Raw genomic sequence first — 24,423 nt, forward strand, 5'->3', positions numbered from 1 at the left:
ACCCGGCGGTTTAGCGGAGTGATCGCGTCAGGCGTCCGCCGCGGCTCCTGGTGCCACGCGGTGCACGGTGATGTCGCCGTACCCGGTGCGGGCATGGACTTCGAGAGTGTCCTCGCCGTCCGCGGGACCGACGTCGGCCGCGAGCTCGTTGCGCACGACTCCGTGCCGGCTCGCGGCATCGAGCCAGACAGCCGTTCCCCGCCGAACGCCGAGGGTCAGCGCGCCGTACGAGCCCTCGATGCGGGCGGTCCCCCGGACGAGTTCGCGGATGCGCACAGGTCCGTACGCGGAGCGGACCGTGAGAGCCGGCCCCGGATCCCCGAGCTGAACCACACCGGTCGAGGTCGCGATGTCGGCGACCCCCCCGATCGTGCCGACGTCGATGCCGGCATCCGATCCCTTCAGTCGCAGGGCTCCGGTGACGCGTCCGATGCGGGCGCGCCCTGACTTCAGCGTGACGTCCGCATCGCCCGAGATGTGCTCGACGCGCAGCTCGCCATGCCCGAGCCCGAGATCGGCGCGGCCGACACGGGCCACGGATGCGTCGCCGTAATCGAGCGCAAGCCGCACGGTGCCGAGCGTGCCGGCGAGGTGTACCGAGCCGTACTTCAGCGAGACGGATGCGTCGGATGTCGCGGGCACGCGCACGACGACGTCGATGGAATCGCCCGGGCCGAAGATGTTGAGCCGGAAGGCTCCGATCACGCTCACTTCGGCGCCGGTGCGGGTGACCCGCACCGCCTCGGCCGCGTTGCGGTCGCCCGACCGGTTCGGGTTGGCGGGCAGGATCACGACGTCGACGTCGTCGCGCTGCTCGGCCACGACTTCGATCCGGCCCATCTGGACGTCGATGCGCACGAAAGCCGGTCCGGACACCGGGAACGCGGTCATCATCTCACCGCACCCATCCCGAGTAGCGCGACGAGTTCGGCTCGCGCGGGTCGCGCCTCGGCTCGAGCGCAGCACTGATCGCCCGCACGAGCCAGGTGTTCAGCGAAACGCCCTCGTTCGCCGCCGCGGCCTCAGCCCGGGCCTTGAGTGCGTCGGGCACCCGCAGCGTCGTCCTTGACGTGGAGGCGTCGTCACCGTCGTCCGCCGCGTCCGTCGGCACGGGCTGAGTGGTCGGGCTGGTCTCGGCGGCCGAGTGGGATTCGAGCCTCGCGGGCGAGCTGACCGCGAACTCGACGTCGCGCCCACGCAGTCGCACGTCGACGGATCCCGGGGCGAGCTCGCGGGTGATCTCGCCGGCCGCATCCGAGAGGGCGTCGAGGATGGCGAGCCGAGCTGCGGCGTCGAGCGCGACGGCAAGGCGTCCGGCGAGCTCTTCGGCCTGCGGGCCGCCCGCGGCAGCGGCGGACAGGAGCTGGCGCTGCAGCGCTTCGACGTGCGGTGAGATCTGCATGACACCATCATGACGTCATGATGACGTCACTGTCAAGGAATTGATGTCATCGTGACGTCAGACCGACGTCACGCGCTCAGTGCTGGCCCGAGATGGCGCCGGTCACCACGTAGCGAGGTACCGCGCGGCGCAGTCGACCGTAGCGGTGCGACGAAGGGGCGGATGCCGCACCCCAACTAGACTGGGCGGGTCCGGCATCCCCGATTCCTGGAGTTGAGCCGCGTGACCACCCCCACTCAGACCACCGCGGCCCGCCCCGGCGCCGACACCGTCGACAACGCGGCGGCGACGCCTGAGAAGGAGCAGCCGTACACGGCCCTCGGTCTCAAGCCCGACGAGTATGAGCGGATCCGCGAGATCCTCGGCCGGCGCCCCACGAGCGGCGAGCTCGCGATGTACTCGGTGATGTGGTCGGAGCACTGCTCGTACAAGTCGAGCAAGATCTACCTGCGCCAGTTCGGCGAGAAGGTCTCGGACGAGATGAAGACCCGCCTCATGGTCGGCATGGGCCAGAACGCCGGCGTCGTCGACATCGGCGAGGGCTGGGCCGTCACCTTCAAGGTCGAATCCCACAACCACCCGAGCTACATCGAGCCGTTCCAGGGTGCGGCGACGGGCGTGGGCGGGATCGTCCGCGACATCATCTCGATGGGCGCCCGCCCGGTCGCGGTGATGGACCAGCTGCGCTTCGGCGCGATCGACAACCCCGACACCGCGCGTGTCGTCCATGGCGTGGTGAGCGGCATCTCGTTCTACGGCAACTGCCTGGGCCTTCCCAACATCGGCGGCGAGACGGTCTTCGACACCGTCTACCAGGGCAACCCGCTCGTCAATGCACTCGCGGTGGGGGTCCTGCGCCACAAGGATCTCAAGCTCGCGAACGCCTCGGGCGCCGGCAACCAGGTCGTGCTGTTCGGAGCCCGCACCGGCGGCGACGGCATCGGCGGAGCATCCATCCTCGCGTCCGACTCGTTCGACTCGACCGGCCCGACCAAACGCCCAGCGGTGCAGGTCGGCGACCCGTTCGCCGAGAAGGTGCTCATCGAGTGCTGCCTCGAGCTCTACCGTGGCGAGCTGGTCGAGGCCATCCAGGATCTCGGTGCCGCGGGCATCTCGTGCGCGACGAGCGAGTTGGCGGCCAACGGCGGCAGCGGCATGCGCGTCGACCTCGAGAAGGTGCTGCTGCGCGACCCCTCGCTCACGCCTGAGGAGATCCTCATGAGCGAGAGCCAGGAGCGCATGATGGCGATCGTCTCGCCCGCGAAGCTCGACGCCTTCCTCGCCGTGACGAGGAAATGGGATGTCGAGACCAGCGTCCTCGGTGAGGTCACCGGTGACGGGCGCCTCAAGATCTTCTGGCACGGCGAGCAGATCGTCGACGTCGACCCTTCGACCGTCGCGGTGGACGGACCTGTGTACGAGCGCCCGGTCACCTACCCGGCGTGGATCGATGCGCTCCGCGACGACTCGGCATCCGCGCTGCCCCGTGACGTGGATGCCGACACCCTGCGTCGCCAGTTCACCCTGCTGGTCGCGAGCCCCAACCTCGCCGACACCTCGTGGGTCACCAACCAGTACGACTACTTCGTCATGGGCAACACGGCGCTGTCGTTCCCCGACGATGCCGGAATGGTCCGCGTCGACGAGCACTCCGGCCTCGGCTTCGCGATCGCCACAGACTGCAACGGGCGCTTCTGTCAGCTGGATCCGTACGAGGGCGCCAAGCTCGCGCTCGCCGAGGCCTACCGCAACGTGGCCGTCACCGGCGCCGTGCCTACGGCCGTCACGGACTGCCTCAACTTCGGCAGCCCTGAGAACCCCGAGGTCATGTGGCAGTTCTCGCGGGCCGTCGAAGGGCTCTCGGACGGCTGCCTCGAACTCGGCATCCCCGTCACCGGCGGCAATGTGTCGTTCTACAACCAGACCGGCGACCAGCCCATCTTCCCGACGCCGGTCGTCGGCGTCCTCGGCATCATCGACGACGTCGCCCGCCGCATCCCGTCCGGCTGGCAGGATCCTGGCGAGAACATCTATCTGCTCGGCGTCACCTCCACGGAATTGAGCGGTTCGGCCTGGGCCGGCACGATCCACGGCCACCTGGGGGGACTCCCGCCCGCCGTCGATCTCGCACACGAGAAGCGGCTCGCGGATCTGCTGCACGCGGCATCCCAGCAGTCACTCATCTCGAGCGCCCACGACCTCTCGTCCGGTGGTCTCGCGCAGGCACTCGCCGAGGCCGTGATGCGCTTCGGCGTCGGCGCGCGGGTCTGGCTCACCGAGCTCATGGACAGGGACGGGGTGGATGCCGCATCCGCCCTCTTCTCGGAATCCACGGGCCGCGTCATCGTGACCGTGCCCCGGGAGGACGACGTCAAGTTCCGCGGGCTGTGCGACGGTCGCGGCTATCCCGTGCTGCGGATCGGCGTGACCGATTCCGCCGCCGACGGAGATCCGGCGGCGCTCGAGGTGCAGGGACTGTTCACGGTGCCGCTCGCCGAACTGCGCGACCTGTCGCAGTCGACGCTCCCCGCGGTTTTCGGGCCGACCGTCGCCGAGCCCGCCGCCTGAGGCGGAGCGGCGTCGCCGGGTTCGGCGCACGCGTTGTCGAGCGAGGCGAGCGGGAGACCCCACGCCCACCCCCGGTCGTTGAGCGAGCGAAGCGAGACGAAACGCGCTCGACCATCCAGCAAGCCGCGGCGCGTCTCGACTCGGTCGCTCCGCGGCCTCGCTCAACGACGGGGGGCGAAACGTAGGATTGCACCATGGCGAATGAGGACGAGTACAGCGAAATGCATGAGACCCGCCAGAGGCGCGTCAAGGTCGTGGCATGGGTGGTCATCATCTCGCTCATCGTCGTCGGCGGCGGCGCCACGGTCTTCGCCCTGCTGTTCGGCTGACAGTCGCCTTCGAGCCGGACCAGCAGATGGATGTCGCGGCTAACATGGCAACGTGGACGCCTTCCTGCTCTTCGTCGAGTCATGGTGGTGGATCGCACCGGTGGTCGCCGGCGTCGGAGCGGCGGGATACCGGGCCGTGACGACCAACCGGCGCCGCGCACGGCGACTGGAGCTCGACGCCGCACTGTATGAGGAGCGGCTGGCATTCCGTGCGCTCCTCGTCGCTCGCGCAGACTCCCGCGCGGCCAAGGGCGATGTGCTGGCCGTGAAGGCTCGGCGTGACGCACCCGCCTCGGTGCTCGCCGAGGCACGGCGCCGATCCGCCGCGGCCAAGGACCGCGAGTGGTCCGCGTCCTTGAACCTGCGTGCGGCTCGCACCCGGATCAGCGCGGCGCGGGTTCAGTACCGCACCCGCGTCCCCGATGCACCGCTCCCGATCGACGTGCTGGTGGCGCGCCAGGATGCGGTGACGGCGCGATGGCTCTCCTACGAGACCGATCCGGCGAAAGCCCTGTCCTTTCCGCAGATGCTCGACCCGCAGCATCCCACGACCCTGGCATTCCTCCGCGCCCAGCGTGATGCGCAGGAGCTGCGTCCGAATGCGGCGCGCGAACGGGTCACGCCCACTGTGTACCTCGCGTATCGTGACGCCGTCGTCGCCGCCGAAGTCGCCTTCGAGGCGGCCGAGGGCGATGCGCTGGGCCTGGCACGAGAGAGCGTATCCGGTCTGTCGTGGGGGTCGGTTCCGATCTCGCTCCCGTCCTGGCTGCCGCGAGCCGCCGACGTGCTCCGGACCGTGACCGACACCCTGGGCACGGTGGTCGACCCGACGCCACCTCACACGACCGACCAGCCCGCGGGGACGCGGCCCCCCTGGCCGGTGCCCGCGTGGCGCTCGGCGCCGCCCCCGCGGCGATGAGGAGCCGCACCGTCGCTCGTCCTGACCGGTTTACTCAGCCAGCTCCCCGGGACTACTGTGCCCCACGCCCGTTAGCATGACAGGGTGGAGCCGTTCTTCACGTTCGCCGGCAACTTCTGGTGGCTCATCTTCCCGGTCATGGGGGTGATGGCCGGCATCGGCAATGCCTGGGAGCGCAACGCCCGGCGGCGCCACCGGCGGCGGCTCGAAGTGCTCCACGCGAAGGCGGAGCTCAAGGCGGCGCAAGCGGCGGCCAGCGGTCGCACCGCACCGATCGCGATCCCTCAGCCTGCACCGGGGCAGAGCGCCCTCATGGCCGAGATGACTCCCTGGAAGAGTCCCCCCGCGGCATCCACCGGCTCGCAGCTCGAGCGACTGTTCGCATCGCACGATGAAGTCACCTCGCGCTGGCTCGAGTACGAATTGGATGTCGCGAAGATCATCGCCTTCCCGGCGATGAGCGACGGCCGCCAGCCCCTCACGGCCGCCTTCCTCCGGGCGAAGCGGATCGCCGACGGGCTGCGACCGGCATCCGCGAAAGCGCGGCTGACGAAGGAGCAGCTCGCCGAATACAGGAATGCCGTCGCCGACTACGAGGTGGCCTTCGACGTCGCCGAGCGCGACGCGCGGCGCCTCAAGGACTCGAGCTTCACCGAAGGCGAGCGCAAGCGGCTCGACACCGCGAAGCAGCTTCTGACCGTCGCGGTGGATCAAGCCGCTACTCCCGCGGAGCGGCAGCTCGCCTACCGCCGGGTGCGCGAAGAGCTCGACGGGCTGATCTCGCTGTCGGACGGCGCGATCGAGATCCTCGAAGAGAAGGTCATGCTCGAGATCACGACGGGCAGCGCTTCGCCTGCCGCACCCGCCCCCGAGTCGAACACGAAGCCCACCTCGAGCGCCCCCACCCAGCCGGCGCAGGCTCCCCGTGCGGCCGCCGAGCCGAAGTCCGCGCCGTGGCCGGTGCCGGCTCGCACCACGGACACGACACCTGGCCGCGTTGTTCATCCGAAGCCCCACCCCTGACCCTCTTGGCTTGGGGCTCATCCGTTCGTCGGGCGGGAGCGCCTCGGGTTCGGGGCGGCTTCCGTCCGTCGGGGCGCGCTAGGTACGCCCCAACGGTCCAAACGCGCCCCAAACCCTGCGACACCGTCCGGCCCGGACACCGCGACCGACACAGCGCGGTCAGACGTCCTTCGGGGGCGCGTCGGAGTGCTGCTCGATCCAGGCGTCGATCCGCGCGAACCAGTCGAACAGCCATGAGGCCTGAGCGTCGAGGTCGTCCGGGATCTCGGATCTGGGGACGCGCCAGGCACGCATCGTGATGTGCTTGTCCATGGGCAGCGCGTGCCACATGTCGCCGAGCGTGACGAGTCCCTCGAGCCCGGTGTGGGCGACGAACACGACATCGGCCTCGCTCGCCCCAAGGGCGGCATGGACACCGCCAGGATGCGGCGCCATCACGTGTGCGAAGCTCTCCGCACGTTCGGCCATCGTCTCGCGGCCCGCGCCGCGCAGCCGCTCGATGCGGCTGCGTCGACGGCGAGGCGTGAAGTTGCCTCCCTCGGGGAAGATGACGAACGCATCGTCGGGCGCCATGCCGCCCGCGAGCTCGCCGATCTCGGCTTCCACGCGCGCGCCGCCTCCGGTCTTGGCCGGTCCGAAGCCTGCGGGCGCGATGAAGCGCGAGGGCACCCGGCTGAGCAGCGCGTCGATCGCAGGATCCCATTGCAGCTTCTGGGCGAGCACGATGCGCGGCATCCGATGCACGCGATTGAGCAGCACGTGGATCAGGATGAACGAATCGCCCGGTCCGGCATGCCGGCTGGCCACGATGAGCGGGATGCCGGGCGCGAAGACGCCGTCGACGCTCGCGTCCGCCGGCTCTCCTTCGTCAGCAGCGGCCGCGAGGATCTTCAGCCGCAGGGATGCCCCGAACACCCAGAACAGGACGCGCAGCGCGATCGCCGCGAGGCGGTAGTGCGCGCGCCGGAACGCCGGGGAGTGCAGCTTCCAGCCGAAGCCGGATGCGATCCACAGGACGAAGAGGACGACGAGGGCCGCGGCATCCCAGATCAGATACACGAACGCGAGCCAGACCACCCGGAGCGTGCGCACGTGTGGCGCGAGCGAGATGAGCGCCAGGAAGATCAGCAGGGCGAGCGGGGTGACGACGAGCGCGACCACGCCGAGAGCGACGACGATGGGGGCGATGATCAGGCGCCTGACCCAGCGCGGCGGCGGACGCATCAGCGCGACCCCTTCTCGGGCGCTGTGGTCTCCTCGGGCGCAGTGGCCTCGACGGGCGCCGGGGTCTCGACGGGCGCAGTGGTCTCGACGGGCGCGCCCGACAGCGCGCGATCGCGCAGGAACGCGCTCGAGGCCTCGTACGCCTGGCCGATCCGGCGGTGCACGGTGTCCATCCGCCGGAATGCCATGAGCGACTCGTCTCCCTCGAGCGAACCGCCGCTCGGCAGGATGTGGAGGGTGACACCGGCCGGCAGGGTCGCGAGGTCCCGCGCGAACCGGTGCCGGCGGGCGATCTCGAAAGCGACGCGTGCGGCGCCCACCGCCGACGTGGGCGCGACGAGCGGAGTCTCGACCCGGCCCACCTGCAGGACGAACACTGTGCGAGCACCCGCCGCGAGCGCGTGATCGATCGGAATCGAGTTCACCACGCCGCCGTCGATGTAGTGCTCGTCGCCGATCCGCGTGGCGGGCAGCAGCCCCGGCACCGATGCCGACGCGAGCACGGCAGGAATCAGGGCTCCGGAATCGAACACCTGCTCGGCGGCGCGTTCGATGCTCGCCGCCACGACCCGAAGCGGCACCGCGAGCTCCTCGAATGTCGCGTCGATGCCGAGTGACCGCTCGAGGATGCGCTGCAGCGGTGCCGGGGAGTTGAGGTGCGTCTTGGTCTTGAAGAGGCGCCACACCTGCATCCGCACCGAATCGCCGTACACGGCGTTCGCCTCGGCCGACGTCCAGGCATGCAGCAGCGTGTCCACCACGCCGGCCGACGGATCGTGAGCCACAAGCGCCCCGTTGATTGCGCCGATAGAAGTGCCGGTGATGACATCGGGTCGGATGCCGGCCTCGAACAGGGCCTTGATCATGCCGATCTCGACCGCACCGCGCACGCCCCCGCCGCCGAGCACGAACGCGATCGGAGAGTCCACTGCGACACCACCCGTCCGCCGTCCGGCTGACACCATCTTGTGGCCCGCGAGCATCCCGTGCCATATCGGGTGTTGACACGCGGTGCCGTGAGGGGGGTGCCGCCGCGCCCGGGGACCTCAGACTTCGTCCGCGGCCTCGGTGTGGTGACGGATGACCTCGGCCACGACGAACGTGAACCACTTCTGCGCGAACTCGGGGTCGAGGTCGGCGTCGACCGCGAGGGCGCGCAGGCGAGCGAGCTGCTGCTCCTCACGTGCGGGGTCGGATGCCGGCATCCCGTGCGTCGCCTTCAGGCGGCCGACCTGCTTGGTCGCACGGAAGCGCTCGGCGAGCAGATACACGAGGGCGGCGTCGATGTTGTCGATCGTGGCGCGCAAGCGCAGCAGCGTCTCGAACGGGTCGTCCTCGCCGAGCGGCGACGGGTCAACGGGCATGGCGTCCCTCCTCGCCTCGACGATACATTGCGGCCGCACATGCCACGTTTCGCGCCGCCTCGGACGGGATTTCCAGGGCGGCCTCTAGAGTGTCACCATGACCGACGCGTCCAGCATGCAGAGCCCCAGCGGGGCGGATGACCCCACACGCCTCGCCGCGGACCCTGCTCTCGGAACCGATGCCGCGGTGCCCGGCGATGTGGCGGTCCCGGTCGCCACCACGGTCGCGATCGCAGAGAACGCGCAGGGCCGCCCGTTCTGGGCCCGCCTCGACAACCCCTTCACGGTAGGGCTGCTGCTGACCCTCGGCGGGCTCGTGGCTGTGCTGCTCGGAATCGCGCTGACCAACATCGCGACCATCCTCGTCTACATCGGGCTGGCGGCGTTCGCAGCGCTGGGCCTCGACCCCGTGATCAAGTGGCTCGGCAGGCACGGGGTCAAGCGAGGATGGGCGATCGCCATCATCTTCCTGACCGGCTTCATCATCGCCGTCGGGGTTCTGCTGCTCGTCATCCCGACGCTCGTGACCCAGATCACCCAGTTCATCCAGAACATTCCGACAACGATCACCAACTTCGAGAAGTCCGATTTCTACAAGTGGCTGGAGTCGATCTTCGGCACAGGTCTCACCAGCCTGATCAGCGATGTCCAGAAGTTCCTGACCGACCCGAAGAACATCGCGGCGATCTCCGGGGGTCTGCTCAAGGTCGGCGCCGGCATCGCCACGGCCATCTCAGGCGCACTGATCGTCGTCGTCCTGACCCTTTACTTCACCGCGTCGCTCCCGGGCATCAAGGATTCTCTGATGAAGTTCGCGCCGGCGCGCCGGCGAGTGGGTGTGCGGGCAATGACGGACCAGATCACCGATTCGGTCGGCGGATACCTCATGGGGATGGTCATACTGGCCTTCTTCAACTCCGTGGTCGCGACGATCCTGCACCTCGTCCTCGGCCTGCCCTACCCGCTCCTCATGGGCGTGCTCGCCTTCTCCATCACGATCATCCCGCTGATCGGCCCCGTCCTGTACTGGATCGTCGCAACGATCATCGCGCTGTTCACGAGCCCGCTCTCGGCCCTGATCTTCGCCATCTGCTACCTGATCTACATCCAGATCGAGGCCTACGTCCTGACCCCGAGGGTCATGAACAAAGCCATCGAGATCCCCGGCTCGCTGGTGGTGATCGGCGCGCTCATCGGTGGCACGCTGCTCGGCTTCATCGGAGCGCTCGTCGCGATCCCGGTGACGGCATCCATCCTGCTGATCATCAAACAGGTCTTCTTCAAGAAGCAGGACGCGAAGGTGTAGCCGGTCCGCGCAGGTCGAGGAGCCGCTGAAGGCGGCGTATCGAAACCTCTGCCGACTCTCGGTTCAGCTCAGGCGCACCGGCAGCAGACACGTCGGCGAGGGGGCCGGCGCACGGTGGCGGACGCGACCTGGCGCGCCCGTCCGGTGATCCAGCGTCAGCGAGACGATCTCGTTCGACCTCTCCCCCGCGACGAGCAGGGTGTCGCGCACGACCACGTGGTGGCGCGGCCAGTCGACGCCCGCTTCCGTGAGGGCGACTGGGCTGACGACGTCCCCCTGCCCTCTCACCCGCAGCGTGGCCAGCGTGTTACTGCCGCGCACTCCGGCGTAGACGAACTCGCCGTCGCGTGACGTGGTGATCTCGGCTGCGGTGTCGCCCGGGAGCGTGTCGGCGCTGAGGGAAGTGCCTCCGACGATCCGCCATGCGCCCGCGGCATCCGCAGCGAGTACGAACACCTCACACGACAGCTCGGTGACGACGAACAGGTGGCCGCTCGGATGGGGAACAAGATGCCTCGGACCCGCTCCGAGGGGCAGCACGACCTGCTGCACCTGCCGGAGGCCTGAAGGCGCCTGGCGCCAGAACCGCACGAGGTCGAGCCCCATGTCGGTCGTCGCGACGTGTCCGTCGGGAAGGAATGTCGCCTGATGCGCCCTCGAGGGGCGGACGGATGCCGGGTCGGCGACCTCGCGCGGATCCTCGGCGTACGACGGCACCCAGTTGGCATACTCGGCGCCGGCGGCGGCGCGCAGCGCTGCGGCAGCCGCTCCCAGATCGACGTCGCCGGACTGAGCACCGGCGGCGTCGGAGCCGTACGGATCGGTGGCCGCGTCGGCGATGACCGGCGCGGACGGCCGGCCTTCGGCATCCAGGGTCATCCGCACCACGCGACCATCGCCCCAGCAGGTCGCCACGAGCGACCCGCCGTCGGGCGCCACCGCGATGTGGCACGTCGCCTTTCCGGCGGCCTGCAGGTCACCGAGCCGCACGAATGCGGCTTCGCCCGTGCGGCGGAACGCCTGGACGGCGCCGGTGTCCTCGAGCGCGGCGTAGATCACGTCGAGCTGCGGGTGGGCGGCAAGCCACGACGGAGAGTCGGCGGCGGCGACCTCACCCGCGTAGCCGAGCGGTCCGCCTGCCGAGGCATCGTCGCTCGACCCGGCGAGCAGCGTCCCGATCCCAGACGCGACGCCATCCATATCCGCGGTGTACGCGCCGAGCCAGAACCGCATCAGGGTGCTCCGTCTTTCAAGGCCGGTTCCTCAGCGACCGAATCGAGGGCCGCATCAGTCGATGAGGTCGTGACGGACGATCGCGGCGTCGCGCGCCGCGCCCACGCCGATGACCGAGATGCGGGTGCCGCTCATCCCTTCGAGCGCCAGGACGTAGTCCTGCGCGGCCAGGGGCAGATCCTCGAAGTCCCGGGTGCCGGAGATGTCGTCCTTCCACCCGGGGAGGTACTCGAGGATCGGCTTCGCGTGATGGAAATCGGACTGGTTCACGGGCACCTCGTCGAACCGCGTGCCGTCCACGTCGTACCCGACGCACACCGGGATCTGGTCGAGCCCGGTGAGGATGTCGAGCTTGGTGAGCACGAGGTCGGTGATGCCGTTGATGCGCGTCGCGTAGCGCGTGATCGGCGCGTCGTACCAGCCGACGCGGCGCGGACGCCCGGTGGTGGTGCCGAACTCGAACCCGCGCGAGCGCAGCCATTCGCCGTTCTCGTCGAACAGCTCGGTCGGGAAGGGGCCCGAACCGACACGCGTCGTGTAGGCCTTCACGATGCCGACGATCCGATCGAGCCGGTTCGGGCCGACACCCGCCCCCGTCGATGCACCCCCGGCCGTCGCGGACGACGACGTCACGAAGGGATAGGTGCCGTGATCCACGTCGAGCATCGTCGCCTGGCCGCCCTCGAAGACGACGACGTCGCCGCGGTCGAGCGCGTCGTTGAGCAGCAGCCCCGTGTCGGCCACCATGGGCCGAAGGCGCTCGGCATACGACAGCAGGTCTTCGACGATCTCGTCGCAGGTGATCGCCCGGCGATTGAAGACCTTCACGAGCAGGTGGTTCTTCTGGTCGAGCGCGCCGTCGACCTTCTGCCGCAGGATGTTCTCGTCGAACAGATCCTGGATCCGGATTCCGACACGATTGATCTTGTCGGCGTACGCCGGACCGATGCCCCGACCCGTGGTGCCGATCTGACGCTTGCCGAGGAAGCGCTCGGTCACCTTGTCGAGCGTGCGGTGGTACTGCGTGATGATGTGGGCGTTGGCGCTGACGCGCAGGCGCGACGCGTCGACACCCCGGGCGTGCAGCGCTTCCAGCTCGCCGAACATCACCTCGAGATCGATCACGACGCCGTTGCCGATGACCGCGTTCACGCCGGGCGACAGGATTCCCGACGGCAGCAGGTGCAGCGCGTACTTCTCGTTGCCGATGACGACCGTGTGTCCGGCGTTGTTGCCGCCGTTGAACTTCACGACCCAGTCGGTGCGCTCTCCCAGCAGGTCGGTCGCCTTTCCCTTGCCCTCATCCCCCCATTGCACTCCGATGATGACGATGCCTGGCATGGGACCCCCTGGGAACGGCAGCGCGACGGGCGCGCGCGGACGGGCCCGTCCAGTCTATCGATCGGGCGGTCGCGCATCCGGCGCGGGCCGGCCACGGCGGGAATGCACCGGTGCGGGCGGGGCGGGTCGTCGAATCGGGGCCGACTTTCCGACGGCGGTTGCGGTCCCCGTTTCGGGGCCGTCGATATTGTGAGCCCATGCTGCGATCCAACACCTGGGCCCAGATATGGTCGGTCATCCGCGTCCTGTCGGCCGCACTCCTCGCCGCAGCGGTCGTCCGACAGCTCGTGAACACTCTCGAGATCGCCTCGAGCAACGGCCGTGACATCGGTGTGACCCTGGTCAACTACTTCAGCTACTTCACGATCCTCTCGAATCTGCTGTCGGTCATCGTCCTGCTCTGGGCCGCGATGTGGTTCTGGTTCCGCCGTCGAGACGAGGCCGACGAGCCGCCGATCCTCGCCCGAGTCCTGGCGGCGACGACGACATACATGGTGGTGACGGGCATCGTCTACAACACGCTGCTGCGCGGCATCCCGCTCGCCCCAGGCACTTCCATCGCCTGGACCAACGAGGTCCTGCACGTCGTCGGCCCGATCATCCTCGCCCTCGACCTGTTCCTGGGGCCGCTTCGTCGACGCCTGCCCTGGCGGGCGGTGGCGACGATGGCGGGGCTCCCGATCGTTTGGGTCGCTTACACACTCATCCGCGGCCCGCTGACGACGAATCCGGTCGACGGGGCGCCCTATTGGTACCCCTATCCGTTCCTCAACCCGAACAACTTCGCGGGCGGCTATGCCGGGGTGTCGGTCTACATCATCGGCATCGCGATAGCGGTGCTCGCCGTCGGGGTCTTGGTGATCTGGATCGGCCGTCGCCGAGGCGCGAGCGTCGAGGAGGAGGAGGCGGCCGAGGCCGCGGAGGCCATCGAGGACGCGACCGGCCATCCCCCGCCGTAGTCCCGGTGACTCGGGGACCCTGGACCGCCCTCACTAGACTTGACGCATGTCGAAGGTCCTCCAGTCCCTCCCCATCGGCGAGCGCGTCGGCATCGCCTTCTCGGGAGGACTCGACACCTCCGTCGCCGTCGCCTGGATGCGTGACAAGGGCGCGATCCCGTGCACGTACACCGGAGATCTCGGACAGCCGGACGAGGATGACATCGACGCCATCCCGGACCGGGCACTCGACTACGGCGCCGAGCTCTCGCGCCTGATCGACTGCAAGACCGCGCTCGTCGAAGAGGGGTTCGGCGCTCTGGCGTGCGGCGCCTTCCACATCCGCTCGGGCGGTCGCACCTACTTCAACACCACCCCCATCGGGCGCGCGGTGACCGGCACGCTGCTGGTGCGGGCCATGAAGGAGGACGGCGTCGACATCTGGGGCGACGGCTCGACCTACAAGGGCAACGACATCGAGCGGTTCTACCGCTACGGGCTGCTCGCCAACCCAGCGCTGCGCATCTACAAGCCATGGCTCGACGCCGACTTCGTCACGGAGCTCGGCGGACGTCAGGAGATGAGCGAGTGGCTCGTCGCGCACGGCTTTCCCTATCGCGACTCCGCCGAGAAGGCGTACTCGACCGACGCGAACATCTGGGGAGCGACCCACGAGGCGAAGACCCTCGAGCACCTCGACGTCTCGCTCGAGACCGTCGAGCCGATCATGGGCGTGCGGTTCTGGGACCCCAGCGTCGAGATCGCGACCGAGGAGGTCACGATCGCGTTCGACGCGGGGCGTCCGGTGGCGATCAACGGCGCCGAGTTCCCGGATGCCGTCCTCCTCGTCCACGAAGCCAATAAGGTCGGCGGGCGTCACGGCCTCGGCATGAGCGACCAGATCGAGAACCGCATCATCGAGGCGAAGTCCCGCGGCATCTATGAGGCACCCGGCATGGCGCTGCTCTTCATCGCCTACGAGCGCCTGGTCAACGGCATCCTGAACGAGGACACGCTCGCGACGTACCACGAGCAGGGTCGCCGGCTCGGCCGCCTGATGTACGAGGGACGCTGGCTCGAGCCGCAGTCGCTCATGCTGCGCGAGTCGATCCAGAAGTGGGTGGGCTCGACGGTCACCGGCACCGTCACCCTGCGACTGCGCCGCGGCGAGGACTACACGATCCTCGACACGACGGGTCCGTGGCTGTCCTACGCACCCGAGAAGCTCTCGATGGAGCGCGTGGGGGATGCCGCATTCGGCCCCGTCGACCGCATCGGCCAGCTCACGATGCGCAACCTCGACATCGCGGATTCGCGCAGCCGACTGGAGCACTACGCCGCGCAGGGCATCATCGGCGGCGCCGCCGGCGAGCTCGTCGGACGTGTCACCGCGGGCGAGGCCGATGAGATCACCGAGCAGGCGAACCCGCTCGGCGCCGCAGGCGAGCGTCTCGCGGACGCGGTGGATGAAGCGTCGGAGGGCGCCGCGTTCGACTTCGGCACGGACTGAGCGGCAGGCGCCGCGCATCGAAGTCCGGGTTCGAGCCGCCCCGGGTTACGATTCCTGACGGTACCCCCGACCCGGAAGCGCGGCACCGACGCTGCGGCGCGCGGCGCCGCGTCTCCCATTCGACGTGAAAGATCCTCAATGACGACGCTTTCCTCCGCACAGCCACCGGCAGGCGACGAGAAGTCCCCTCGCCGGCGGTCGGTCGGGCGCGCCATCGGCATCACTTTGTACAGCATCGTCGCCGGGATCGTCGTCATCGCCCTGATCGCGGCAGGCGCGGTCGTCTGGACGATCCAGCGCTCGTTCCCCCAGCTGAGCGGAACGATCGCCCTCGCCGGGCTCGCCGACGACGTCACCGTGCAACGGGACGTGCTCGGCATCCCGACCATCACCGCGGGCGATACGCACGACCTCTTCTATGCGCAGGGCTACGTTCACGCGCAGGACCGCTTCTGGGAGATGGACTTCCGTCGCCATGTCACGGCTGGGCGAGTCGCCGAGCTCTTCGGCGAATCGCAGCTGGGCACCGACAAGTTCCTGCGGACGCTCGGCTGGCGCAGGATCGCCGAGAAGGAGGTCGATGCGCTCGACCCGAAGATCCGGGGCTATTACGACGCCTACGCCGACGGCGTGAACGCCTACCTCGCAGATCACAAGGGCGCCGAGGCATCCCTGGAATACGCCGTCCTCGGGCTGCAGAACCCCGGCTACAAGATCGAGCCGTGGACCGCCGCGGACTCGGTCGCCTGGCTGAAGGCGATGGCCTGGGACCTCCGCGCGAACATCGAGGACGAGACCGATCGCGCCCTCGCCGCTCCGTATTACACGTCGCAGCAGATCGCGAGCCTGTACCCGGCCTATCCCTACGATCGCAATCCGGTGATCGTTCCGACGATCTCGAGCGTGCCGGCCGTGGGTGCGGCCGCCGCCCTGGCGGACGGGACGGGATCCGACGCTTCAACGGCGACGGCGTCGATCAAGTGGTCCCAGGTCGACGGGGTCATCGAGGCGGTGAGCGCCCTGGTCGGCGGCGTCGGCGAAGGCATCGGCTCGAATTCGTGGGTCGTCTCGGGCGATCTCACCAAGAGCGGGATGCCACTGCTCGCGAACGATCCGCATCTCGGCGCATCGCTGCCGAGCGTCTGGCACCAGGTGGACCTCAAGTGCCGCGTCGTGTCGGCGCAGTGTCCGTTCGATGTCGCCGGCTTCGGCTTCTCGGGCGTGCCGGGCGTCGTGATCGGCCACAACGATCGCGTCGCGTGGGGCTTCACGAACCTGACGACCGACGTCACCGACCTGTACCTCGAGAAGGTCCAGGGCAACGAGTACTGGCGCGACGGAGCGCTCGTGCCGCTGGACGTTCGCAACGAGACGCTCAAGGTCGCGGGCGGCGCCGACGTGAAGCTCGAGGTCCGTTCGACGGTGCACGGCCCGATCGTGTCCGGTCTCACCGATGACTTCACCGCGATCGCCGAGAAGCCCTACACCGGCACGCACGGCAGGGTCGCGGCGCCGGCAGACCCACCGGCAGGCGACTACGCCGTGGCTCTGAAGTGGACGGCACTGGAACCCGGCACCACCCCGTCGGCGATCTTCGCCCTGGACGTCGCCCACAGCTTCGACGACTTCCGCGCCGCCGCGAAGAAGTTCGATGTGCCCGCCCAGAACCTCGTCTACGCCGATGTCGACGGCAATATCGGCTATCAGACACCCGGCAGGCTCCCGATCCGCGGTGCGGGCGACGGCTCGATGCCCCAGCCGGGCTGGTCGTCCGCCTACGACTGGAAGGGCTACATCCCGTTCGAGAAGCTCCCCGTGGTGCTCAACCCGCCCGAGGGGTACATCGTCACGGCGAACAACGCGATCGTCCCCGCCGGCTACCCCTACTTCCTCACCAGCGACTGGGATTACGGATGGCGCGCGGCGCGCATCGTGGACCTGCTGCAGCGCAAGATCGCGCACGGCCCACTGACCATTGACGACATGCGCGACATCCAGGCCGACCAGGAGTTCTTCATGGGCAAACGGCTGTCGGCGGCGTACATGCAGATCAGCACCGACAGGAAGGGCCCGGATGCCGCGCTCGACCTGCTGCGCGGGTGGGATGCCCAGAGCACTGCAGACTCCCCCGCGGCCGCGTACGCGAACGTGCTGTGGGACGAGCTGGTGCAGAACATGTTCGTGCGCGGACGCGACCACGCCGCCCCGGCATCCGATCAGGCGCGCATGTTCCTCGTCGTCGACGGACTGCTCGACAACCCGAAGTCGCCCTGGTGGACGAACGAGGGGCTGGGCGTTTCGGGCAGGGAGGCGACCCTCGAGCGCACCGCAGTGGATGCCTACGACCGGCTCGTCGCGCTGCAGGGCGACAATCCGTCGAAGTGGAACTGGGGCACGCTCCACGCGCTGCCGCTGCGCAACAGCACGTTCGGCGAGTCCGGCATCCCGGCCATCGAGACGCTGTTCAACCGCGGACCGTTCCCCGTCGGCGGCGGCACGTCGATCGTGGATGCCACCGGCTGGACCCTGGGCAAGGGTTTCGCGACGGTGACGGTCCCGTCGATGCGGATGGTCGTCGACCTCTCGGACTTCGATGCCTCGCGCTGGAATCAGCTGACCGGAACCAGCGGACACGCCTACCACCCGAACTACATCGACCAGACGGAGAACTGGCAGAAGGTCGAGATGACGCCCTGGGCCTTCTCGCCGAAGGCAGTGACGGCCGCGACGACCGACACGCTGACGCTCACCCCGGGTCGTTGAGCGCGGGCGCGTTTCGTCTCGCACCGCTCGCTCAACGACCGGGGGCTCCGCTCGCTCAACGATCGGGGTCACCCACCGGGGCGTCAGCCGCCGGCGGCGGGCGGGGTCTGCCGCGACTGCGCCAGCTCGTCAACGAAGAGCGCGTTCTCGTCGATGGTGCCGTTGCGGTACGCCTGCCGGCCGAGCATGTGAGCCGACAGCGGGGCCGTCGCGAGCTGGATCAGCACGACCGGCAGCAGGAACGCGACCACCGGCCACGACCGCAGCGACAGCGCTATCGCGAGGCAGATGAGGATCATCCCGAGCACCTGGGGCTTGGTCGCGGCGTGCAGTCGTGTCGGGACGTCCCGGAACCGCAGCACGCCGATCGCAGCGGTCAGGCACAGCAGCGCCCCGATCAGGACGAGGATCATCGCGGCGATGTCGAACCAGGTGTCGAGGGTCATTGGTCCGTGTTGTCCCTTCGTGCGACGAAACGGGCGATCGAGATCGAGCCGAAGACTCCCACGGCGGCGATGATCAGCAGCGCCGGCAGCGAGCGGGTGTGGTGGTCGATCGCCATCTCGGCGCCGAGCACGCACATCACCTCGGTCAGGAGCACGTCGGCTGCGACTGCGCGGTCGAGGATCGACGGGCCGATCACGATCCGCCACAGCGTGACCAGAGCAGCGACGCCGAACACGGCGTATACCACCACGAGGATCGGGGTCATCTGCGGTCTCCCGCGACGTGGGACGCGGCATCCGCATTCACGCGCTCGACCTGTGCGCGCGAGCCGACGGCCTTCACGATCCGGCGCTCCCAGCCCCACACGCTCGCGCGCTGACGCTCGACGTCGTGGACGTTGTGCACTCCGATCACGTGCAGGTAGAGGATGCGACGGTCCCGGTCGGCCTCGACGATGAGCGAGCCGGGAATGAGGGATGCCGTCACCGCCGTGTGCGTCATGATCAGGTCGTCGTCCACGCGCAGCGGCACCGCGACGATCGCCGCACCGGGTTGACGCCGCCAGTCGAGCACCTGGAGCGCGACCGTCAGTGAGCCGCGCACGAGCGCGCCGAGGAACGACAGCACGAAGATCGCGCCGTACCAGAGGTTGACCCGGCCCGAGAGCTCGACCGGCGGCAGCCGGAAGACCCTGGTCACGATGACGGCCGCGACGACCCCGGCCAGCAGCGCCGTCCAGCTCCACTGGCCCCACAGCAGCATCCAGAGGGCGATGAGCCAGAGGAAGAACGGCAGCTGACGCCACAGCCGGACGGACGCTCCGCGCTTGTCGCGGTGGCGCTCCGACGCGGTGTCTCGGACGGCGGTCACGGCAGGGCCCCCTTCTCGGCGACGCCGCTGCTGTCGAGCTCATGCTGAAGCTGGACGAGGGTGACCGGCTCGAGCAGCGCGGCGCCGATCCGCGTGCAGACGTCGTAGAGCGGTCCCGCGAAGAGGGTCAGCGCGACGGTGAGGACGACCATGCCCGCCGTCGCTGCGGTCATGATCCTCGGGATGACGCGGCGCTCGGTCTCGACGGCGGCGGCCGGCGACGCGCCGAGGTACGAGATGCGGGCCTCGGTCTCGGCGGAGTCGTCCTCCTCTCGCCAGAACGCGAGGTTCCACGCGCGCATGAGCGCGTACAGGGTGAGCAGGCTCGTGACGACCCCGCCGACGATGAGCACCAGCATGATGGGGGTGCCGACATCCGCCGCCGCCTCGAACAGAGCGAACTTGCCGATGAATCCCGAGAACGGCGGAAGCCCGCCGAGGTTCACGGCGGGGATGAAGTAGAGGATCGCGATGACGGGCGCCGCGCGCATCAGACCCTTGACCCGCAGGATCGACGTGCTGCCGGCGCGGCGCTCGATGAGCCCGACGGCGAGGAACAGCGTCGTCTGCACCACGATGTGGTGGACCATGTAGTAGATCGTCGCGCCGATCGACGCGGGCGTCGCGATCGCGATCCCGAAGATCATGTACCCGATGTGGCTCACCAGCGTGAACGAGAGGATGCGCTTGAGCTCGGCCTGCGCGACGGCGCCGAGGATGCCGACGATCATGGTCGCGAGGGCGACGATCAGCAGCAGGAAGTTCACATCGTTGTCGAGGAACATCTCGGTCTCGGTGCGGATGATCGCGTACACGCCCACCTTGGTGAGCAGCCCGGCGAAGACCGCCGTGACCGGCGCGGGCGCCGTCGGGTACGAGTCGGGGAGCCAGAACGAGAGCGGGAAGACAGCGGCCTTGATGCTGAATGCGAGCAGGAGCATGACGTGCAGCACCAGCTGCGTCTGCTGCGGCAGCTCGCTCATCCGCTCCGAGATCTGCACCATGTTCACGGTGCCGAGAGCTGCGTAGATCATCGCGATCGCAGCGAGGAACAGGATGGACGACACCAGCGAGACGACGATGTACACGACGCCGGTGCGGATGCGGGACTCAGTGCCGCCCAGCGTGATCAGCACATAAGACGCCACCAGCAGGATCTCGAACCCGACGTAGAGATTGAAGAGGTCGCCCGCGATGAACGCCGTGAAGATGCCGGCCGCGAGGATCAGGTACGACGGGTGGAAGATCGACACGGGCGTGTCGTCGTCGCCGTCGGCCGCGCCCTGGCCGACCGAGAAGAGCAGGACCGCGAGCAGCACGACGCTCGAGACGACGACGAGCAGCGCCGCGAGCCGGTCGACGTACAGCACGATCCCGAACGGGATGGGCCAACCGCCCACCGACACCGCGATGGCCTGGTTCCCGACGTCGACGACGACGAGCAGGACGGCCGCGATCACGCAGACGACGCTGAGGGTCACGACCGAGACGAGGATCTGGGTGCGGCGGTGGCGCCCGGCGATGAGCGCGATCGCCGCGCCCAGCAGCGGCAGGGTCACCAGCAGCGGAACGAGGGCAGGCGCGATGGCGGTCATGCTCCGCCGCCCTTCGGTCCGCGGTCCTCGGGGACGTCGACGGGCGCGTCGTCGCGCACCCCCGCGAAGTCGCGGCTCGTGACGACCGTGATGGGCGCGGTGTCGACATCCACGAAGTCGGTCGTGATGTCGTCATCCTCGTCTTCGATCTCGGTCTCGTCGTCCAGGGTGTCCTCGGCCGCGGTGCTGCGCTCGCGCACGGCGATGTCGGCTTCGTCGTCCGACACCGTGTCGGCCTGGCCGAGCTGCCACGACCGGTAGATCAGGGCGAGCAGGAAGGCGGATACTGCGAAGGTGATGACGATCGCGGTGAGGGTGAGCGCCTGCGGAAGCGGGTCGGACATCTCATCGGGCCGTCCCGCACCGAAGAACGGGGCGATCCCGGGCCGTCCCATCACGATGAGGAGCAGCAGATTCGCCGCGTTGCCGAGGAGGAGGAAGCCGATCAGCACCCGCGTGAGGCTGCGCTCGAGCATGGCGTAGACGCCGCATCCGAACAGCACGGCCATGATCACGATGAGGACGAGCGAGACATCCATCAGCGGCTCACAGCCTGCCGCCGGCGCGCGCTCGCGCGCAGCTCCAGCGCCTGGCGGTCGACCTCGGCGCCGAGGCTCCGCAGCACGTCGAGCACGAGCCCGATCACCACGAGATAGACGCCGATGTCGAAGAGGGTCGAGGTGACGAACTCCAGGTGGCCGACGACCGGCAGGTCGGCCTCGAAGAACGCGCTCGTGAGCGGGGCGGCGCCGAAGAACACCGGGATGATCGCGCAGGCGATGGCGATCGACATCCCGGCCCCGAGAAGGCGCCCGGCGTCTGTGGGCGCGGCCGCGCCCAGTTCATAGCGCCCTCCTGCGACGTAGCGCATCACCAGCGCCATGCCTGCGACGAGGCCTCCCGCGAATCCCCCGCCCGGAAGACTGTGCCCCGCGAACAGCAGGTAGAGCGACACGATGATGATCGAGTGGAAGAGGATCCGCACGACGACTTCGAGGATGATCGACCGGTTCTCGGGCCGTACCCGCTGACCTCCGACGAGCCATGCCGTGCGGCGGACGCCCGGGGCGTCGTGGCGTGACTTGATGCCCTCGCTGGTCTCGACGAGCGGGCGCCGGCCGCGTCCGGTCGTCGGGGGCAGCGGAGCCGTCAGCGTGGACAGGGTGTCGGCGCGATGTGTGACGAAGACGAGAGACGCCACACCCGTCGCCGCGAGGATGAGCACCGAGAGCTCTCCCATGGTGTCCCAGCCGCGCAGGTCGACCAGGGCGACGTTCACGACGTTCTTGCCGTGCCCGAGGTGGTAGGCGAGCGCGGACCACTGCGTCGACACCGAGACGTCGGTGCGCGCACCGGTCGCGACGAGGGCGACCAGCGCCATCGTGACTCCGACAGCAGCGCCCAGCAGAGCGCGCGCGACCGGCCAGACCGAAGCGTTGTGCTCCCCGAGCCGCGACGGGATCCGCCGCAGCACGAGCGCGAACGCCACCAGGGTCACGGTCTCGACGAGGATCTGGGTGAGCGCGAGGTCCGGCGCCCCGCTGGTGGCGAACAGCAGCACCATGCCGAGGCCCGTGACCGAGACCAGTACGACCCCGGTGTAGCGCTTCTTCGCCCGCACCGCGATGAGTCCGGCGATGATCATGATCGGCGCCACCATGAGCTGCATCGGCGTCTGGTACGCGTCGAGCTGCGCCTTCCAGTCGCTGCCCGCGAGCAGGGCGGTGCCCTGCGCAGCGACGAAGACGATGAAGATCGTGCCGACGTAGACCGGAAGGGATCCGCGCTGGGTGAAGCTCGTCGTCACGACCGAGAGCTGGGCGATTCCCCGCAGCGCTGCGTTGTAGACCTCGGGCGCGCTGAACGGCAGCACGCGACGCGCCAATGGGACGCGCACCGTGAACAGGAAGACGATCACACCGATCGCGATCGTGGTGAGCGAGATCCACAGTGCGGGTTCGAGCCCGTGCCAGAGCGCGAGATGCGCCGGATGCTCGGGCGGCGGCACTCCGGGAGTCGCGGCGGGCGCCTGCGCGGCGTACGGCGCGAAGGCCGCGTCGAGCAGCGGTGCGGCGAACCCTGCGACGATGGTGAGCGACGACAGCAGCACCGGCGCCCCCAGGAACCCGATGGGCGGATCGGGCCACTCGGTACGCGGGCGCGGTGCGCCGACAGCATCCCGTTTCGTCCAGAACGCCCCCCAGATGAACCGGATGCCGTATCCCGCCGTGAGAACGGAGCCGAGGGCGACGCCCCAGAACGCGACGATTCCCCAGAGCGACCCGCCGACCGCCTCGTGCAGGAGCGCGGCGATCGCCCCCTCCTTCGCGACGAACCCGATGGTGGGGACGATCCCGATCATCGAGGCCACGGCGATCATCGAGAACGCCGCCATCACCGGCGCCTGGCGCCCCACGCCACTGAGCCCGCCGATGTCACGCGTGTTCAGCTGGCGATCGATGATGCCGACCACCAGGAACAGCGCCGACTTGAAGAGTGCGTGGCTGAGCAGCAGCGCAAGGCCCGCGAGCGCGGCGTCCTGCGTTCCGAAGCCGAGCACGACCGTGAGCAGGCCGAGCTGGCTGACGGTGCCGAACGCCAGGATGCGCTTGAGGTCGGTCTCGCGCAGCGCCTGGAATCCGCCCAGCAGGATCGTCACCACCCCCAGCACCACCACGATCGGGCGCCAGGTCGGCGCCACCGCGAACACCGGGGCGAGCCGCGCGATCAGGTAGATGCCGGCCTTGACCATCGCCGCGGCGTGCAGATAGGCGCTCACCGGGGTGGGCGCCGCCATGGCGCCGGGCAGCCAGAAGTGGAATGGGAAGATGGCCGACTTGCTGAGCGCACCCACCAGCAGCAGAACGAGCGACGCGTCGACGACGGGCCCGGTCGGCGCGTGCGCCAGGATCGTCGAGATGCTCGAGGTGCCGGCATCCACCACCAGCAGCACGACGCCGATCAGCATGACGAGGCCGCCGAGGGTCGTCACCAGCAGCGCCTGCAGCGCCGCGCGCCGGCTGACGGCGCGACGGTTGTAGAACCCGATGAGCAGATACGACAGGACGCTCGTGACTTCCCAGAACATGACGAGCATGACGAGGTCGTCGGTCAGGACGAGCCCGTACATGGCGCCCGCGAAGGCCAGCAGCACTGCGGCGAACTGCCCGAGCCCGTCAGCCTTGTCACGGAAGTACCAGCGGCAGTACAGCATCACCAGCGCGCCGACACCCGTCACGATGAGGGCCATCAGCCAGGACAGCGTGTCCATGCGCATCGACAGCTGGATGCCGAGCGGGGCGATCCAGTCGAATGTCTGGAAGGGAGTATCTCCCGCCATGACCGCCGGCGTCATGATCGCAGCCTGGACGAAGGCGGCGATCGGCAGCGCCGCCGCGACGTAGAAGGCTCGCGGTCCGATACGGGCCACGAGCCACGGCAGGAGCATCGGCAGGAGAGCGAACGCGCCGAGCAGGAGGAGCATGCGCGGCCTCCTCGTGGTCGTCGGCCGCAGGCTCAACGCACTCGGCTCGGGCGATCAGGGTGTGCGGTCAGTCTAACGGCGGCACGTCGTCCGGCCCGCGCGGTCTT

General features: G+C 69.0%; 21 protein-coding genes. 8 read left to right on the forward strand and 13 right to left on the reverse strand.

What is annotated here, in order from left to right; translation table 11 throughout:
* Positions 1-27: 27 nt before the first annotated feature.
* Together ABD212_RS08105 and ABD212_RS08110 are read right to left on the reverse strand one after the other, a co-directional pair.
* On the reverse strand, positions 28-891 hold the full coding sequence (locus tag ABD212_RS08105) for a DUF4097 family beta strand repeat-containing protein (RefSeq protein WP_344093208.1): 864 nt from the start codon (positions 889-891) through the stop codon (positions 28-30).
* 4 nt (positions 892-895) lie between these two features.
* Positions 896-1,402 carry a toxin-antitoxin system HicB family antitoxin gene (locus ABD212_RS08110; RefSeq protein WP_344093210.1) on the reverse strand — a complete coding sequence of 169 codons (507 nt, stop codon included), beginning with the start codon at positions 1,400-1,402 and terminating at the stop codon, positions 896-898.
* Positions 1,403-1,624: 222 nt separating this feature from the next.
* On the opposite strand from ABD212_RS08110, the gene purL reads away from it, so the two are divergent.
* The 4 genes from purL (at position 1,625) to ABD212_RS08130 (ending at position 6,241) form a co-directional block, all read left to right on the forward strand.
* Positions 1,625-3,970 carry a phosphoribosylformylglycinamidine synthase subunit PurL gene (gene purL / locus ABD212_RS08115; protein WP_344093212.1) on the forward strand — a complete coding sequence of 782 codons (2,346 nt, stop codon included), beginning with the start codon at positions 1,625-1,627 and terminating at the stop codon, positions 3,968-3,970.
* A gap of 194 nt (positions 3,971-4,164) precedes the next feature.
* The gene (locus tag ABD212_RS08120; protein ID WP_344093215.1) at positions 4,165-4,299 is read left to right on the forward strand and encodes a hypothetical protein; all 135 of its coding nucleotides are present in this window, start codon (positions 4,165-4,167) and stop codon (positions 4,297-4,299) included.
* 52 nt (positions 4,300-4,351) lie between these two features.
* Positions 4,352-5,218, forward strand: a complete 867-nt coding sequence (locus ABD212_RS08125; protein WP_344093217.1) for a hypothetical protein — start codon at positions 4,352-4,354, stop codon at positions 5,216-5,218.
* Positions 5,219-5,302: 84 nt separating this feature from the next.
* Positions 5,303-6,241: a hypothetical protein gene (locus ABD212_RS08130; RefSeq protein ID WP_344093219.1), complete on the forward strand. Its 939-nt coding sequence runs from the start codon at positions 5,303-5,305 to the stop codon at positions 6,239-6,241.
* A gap of 159 nt (positions 6,242-6,400) precedes the next feature.
* Here the strand turns inward: ABD212_RS08130 and ABD212_RS08135 are convergent, their stop codons facing one another.
* From ABD212_RS08135 to ABD212_RS08145, 3 genes are all read right to left on the reverse strand, one after another.
* Positions 6,401-7,465, reverse strand: coding sequence for a 1-acyl-sn-glycerol-3-phosphate acyltransferase (locus ABD212_RS08135; RefSeq protein ID WP_344093222.1), 1,065 nt, complete (start codon positions 7,463-7,465; stop codon positions 6,401-6,403).
* Positions 7,465-8,394, reverse strand: a complete 930-nt coding sequence (locus tag ABD212_RS08140) for a patatin-like phospholipase family protein (protein WP_344093224.1) — start codon at positions 8,392-8,394, stop codon at positions 7,465-7,467. Before ABD212_RS08140 ends, ABD212_RS08135 begins: the two co-directional genes overlap by 1 nt.
* Before the next feature lie 117 nt (positions 8,395-8,511).
* Positions 8,512-8,829, reverse strand: coding sequence for a chorismate mutase (locus ABD212_RS08145; RefSeq protein WP_344093226.1), 318 nt, complete (start codon positions 8,827-8,829; stop codon positions 8,512-8,514).
* 97 nt (positions 8,830-8,926) lie between these two features.
* Between ABD212_RS08145 and ABD212_RS08150 the strand changes: the two genes are divergently transcribed.
* Positions 8,927-10,135, forward strand: coding sequence for an AI-2E family transporter (locus ABD212_RS08150; protein ID WP_344093228.1), 1,209 nt, complete (start codon positions 8,927-8,929; stop codon positions 10,133-10,135).
* A 63-nt stretch (positions 10,136-10,198) separates the two neighbouring features.
* On the opposite strand, the gene ABD212_RS08155 is transcribed toward ABD212_RS08150, so the two are convergent.
* Together ABD212_RS08155 and ABD212_RS08160 are read right to left on the reverse strand one after the other, a co-directional pair.
* Positions 10,199-11,368, reverse strand: coding sequence for a lactonase family protein (locus ABD212_RS08155; RefSeq protein WP_344093230.1), 1,170 nt, complete (start codon positions 11,366-11,368; stop codon positions 10,199-10,201).
* A gap of 54 nt (positions 11,369-11,422) precedes the next feature.
* Positions 11,423-12,709, reverse strand: coding sequence for an adenylosuccinate synthase (locus ABD212_RS08160; RefSeq protein ID WP_344093232.1), 1,287 nt, complete (start codon positions 12,707-12,709; stop codon positions 11,423-11,425).
* A gap of 197 nt (positions 12,710-12,906) precedes the next feature.
* On the opposite strand from ABD212_RS08160, the gene ABD212_RS08165 reads away from it, so the two are divergent.
* The 3 genes from ABD212_RS08165 (at position 12,907) to ABD212_RS08175 (ending at position 17,920) form a co-directional block, all read left to right on the forward strand.
* Positions 12,907-13,668 carry a Pr6Pr family membrane protein gene (locus ABD212_RS08165; protein ID WP_344093234.1) on the forward strand — a complete coding sequence of 254 codons (762 nt, stop codon included), beginning with the start codon at positions 12,907-12,909 and terminating at the stop codon, positions 13,666-13,668.
* 46 nt (positions 13,669-13,714) lie between these two features.
* Positions 13,715-15,157, forward strand: a complete 1,443-nt coding sequence (gene argG, locus ABD212_RS08170; protein WP_344093237.1) for an argininosuccinate synthase — start codon at positions 13,715-13,717, stop codon at positions 15,155-15,157.
* Between the two features lie 138 nt (positions 15,158-15,295).
* Positions 15,296-17,920 (forward strand): penicillin acylase family protein, encoded by a 2,625-nt coding sequence (locus ABD212_RS08175; RefSeq protein ID WP_344093239.1) that lies wholly within the window; start codon positions 15,296-15,298, stop codon positions 17,918-17,920.
* An 83-nt stretch (positions 17,921-18,003) separates the two neighbouring features.
* Here the strand turns inward: ABD212_RS08175 and mnhG are convergent, their stop codons facing one another.
* The 6 genes from mnhG to ABD212_RS08205 are packed head-to-tail and all read right to left on the reverse strand — an operon-like array spanning position 18,004 to position 24,316.
* Complete coding sequence (mnhG, locus tag ABD212_RS08180) at positions 18,004-18,366, reverse strand: monovalent cation/H(+) antiporter subunit G (protein ID WP_344093241.1); 363 nt, start codon at positions 18,364-18,366, stop codon at positions 18,004-18,006.
* Positions 18,363-18,632, reverse strand: a complete 270-nt coding sequence (locus ABD212_RS08185; RefSeq protein ID WP_344093243.1) for an MrpF/PhaF family protein — start codon at positions 18,630-18,632, stop codon at positions 18,363-18,365. The genes mnhG and ABD212_RS08185 overlap by 4 nt, the downstream gene beginning before the upstream one ends.
* The gene (locus tag ABD212_RS08190; RefSeq protein WP_344094124.1) at positions 18,629-19,174 is read right to left on the reverse strand and encodes a Na+/H+ antiporter subunit E; all 546 of its coding nucleotides are present in this window, start codon (positions 19,172-19,174) and stop codon (positions 18,629-18,631) included. The genes ABD212_RS08185 and ABD212_RS08190 overlap by 4 nt, the downstream gene beginning before the upstream one ends.
* A gap of 59 nt (positions 19,175-19,233) precedes the next feature.
* Positions 19,234-20,832, reverse strand: coding sequence for a Na+/H+ antiporter subunit D (locus ABD212_RS08195; protein ID WP_344093245.1), 1,599 nt, complete (start codon positions 20,830-20,832; stop codon positions 19,234-19,236).
* Positions 20,829-21,371: a Na(+)/H(+) antiporter subunit C gene (locus ABD212_RS08200; protein WP_344093247.1), complete on the reverse strand. Its 543-nt coding sequence runs from the start codon at positions 21,369-21,371 to the stop codon at positions 20,829-20,831. The genes ABD212_RS08195 and ABD212_RS08200 overlap by 4 nt, the downstream gene beginning before the upstream one ends.
* On the reverse strand, positions 21,371-24,316 hold the full coding sequence (locus ABD212_RS08205) for a Na+/H+ antiporter subunit A (protein ID WP_344093249.1): 2,946 nt from the start codon (positions 24,314-24,316) through the stop codon (positions 21,371-21,373). The genes ABD212_RS08200 and ABD212_RS08205 overlap by 1 nt, the downstream gene beginning before the upstream one ends.
* Positions 24,317-24,423: the final 107 nt, after the last annotated feature.

The organism is Microbacterium deminutum, assembly GCF_039530205.1.
Lineage (GTDB): Bacteria > Actinomycetota > Actinomycetes > Actinomycetales > Microbacteriaceae > Microbacterium > Microbacterium deminutum.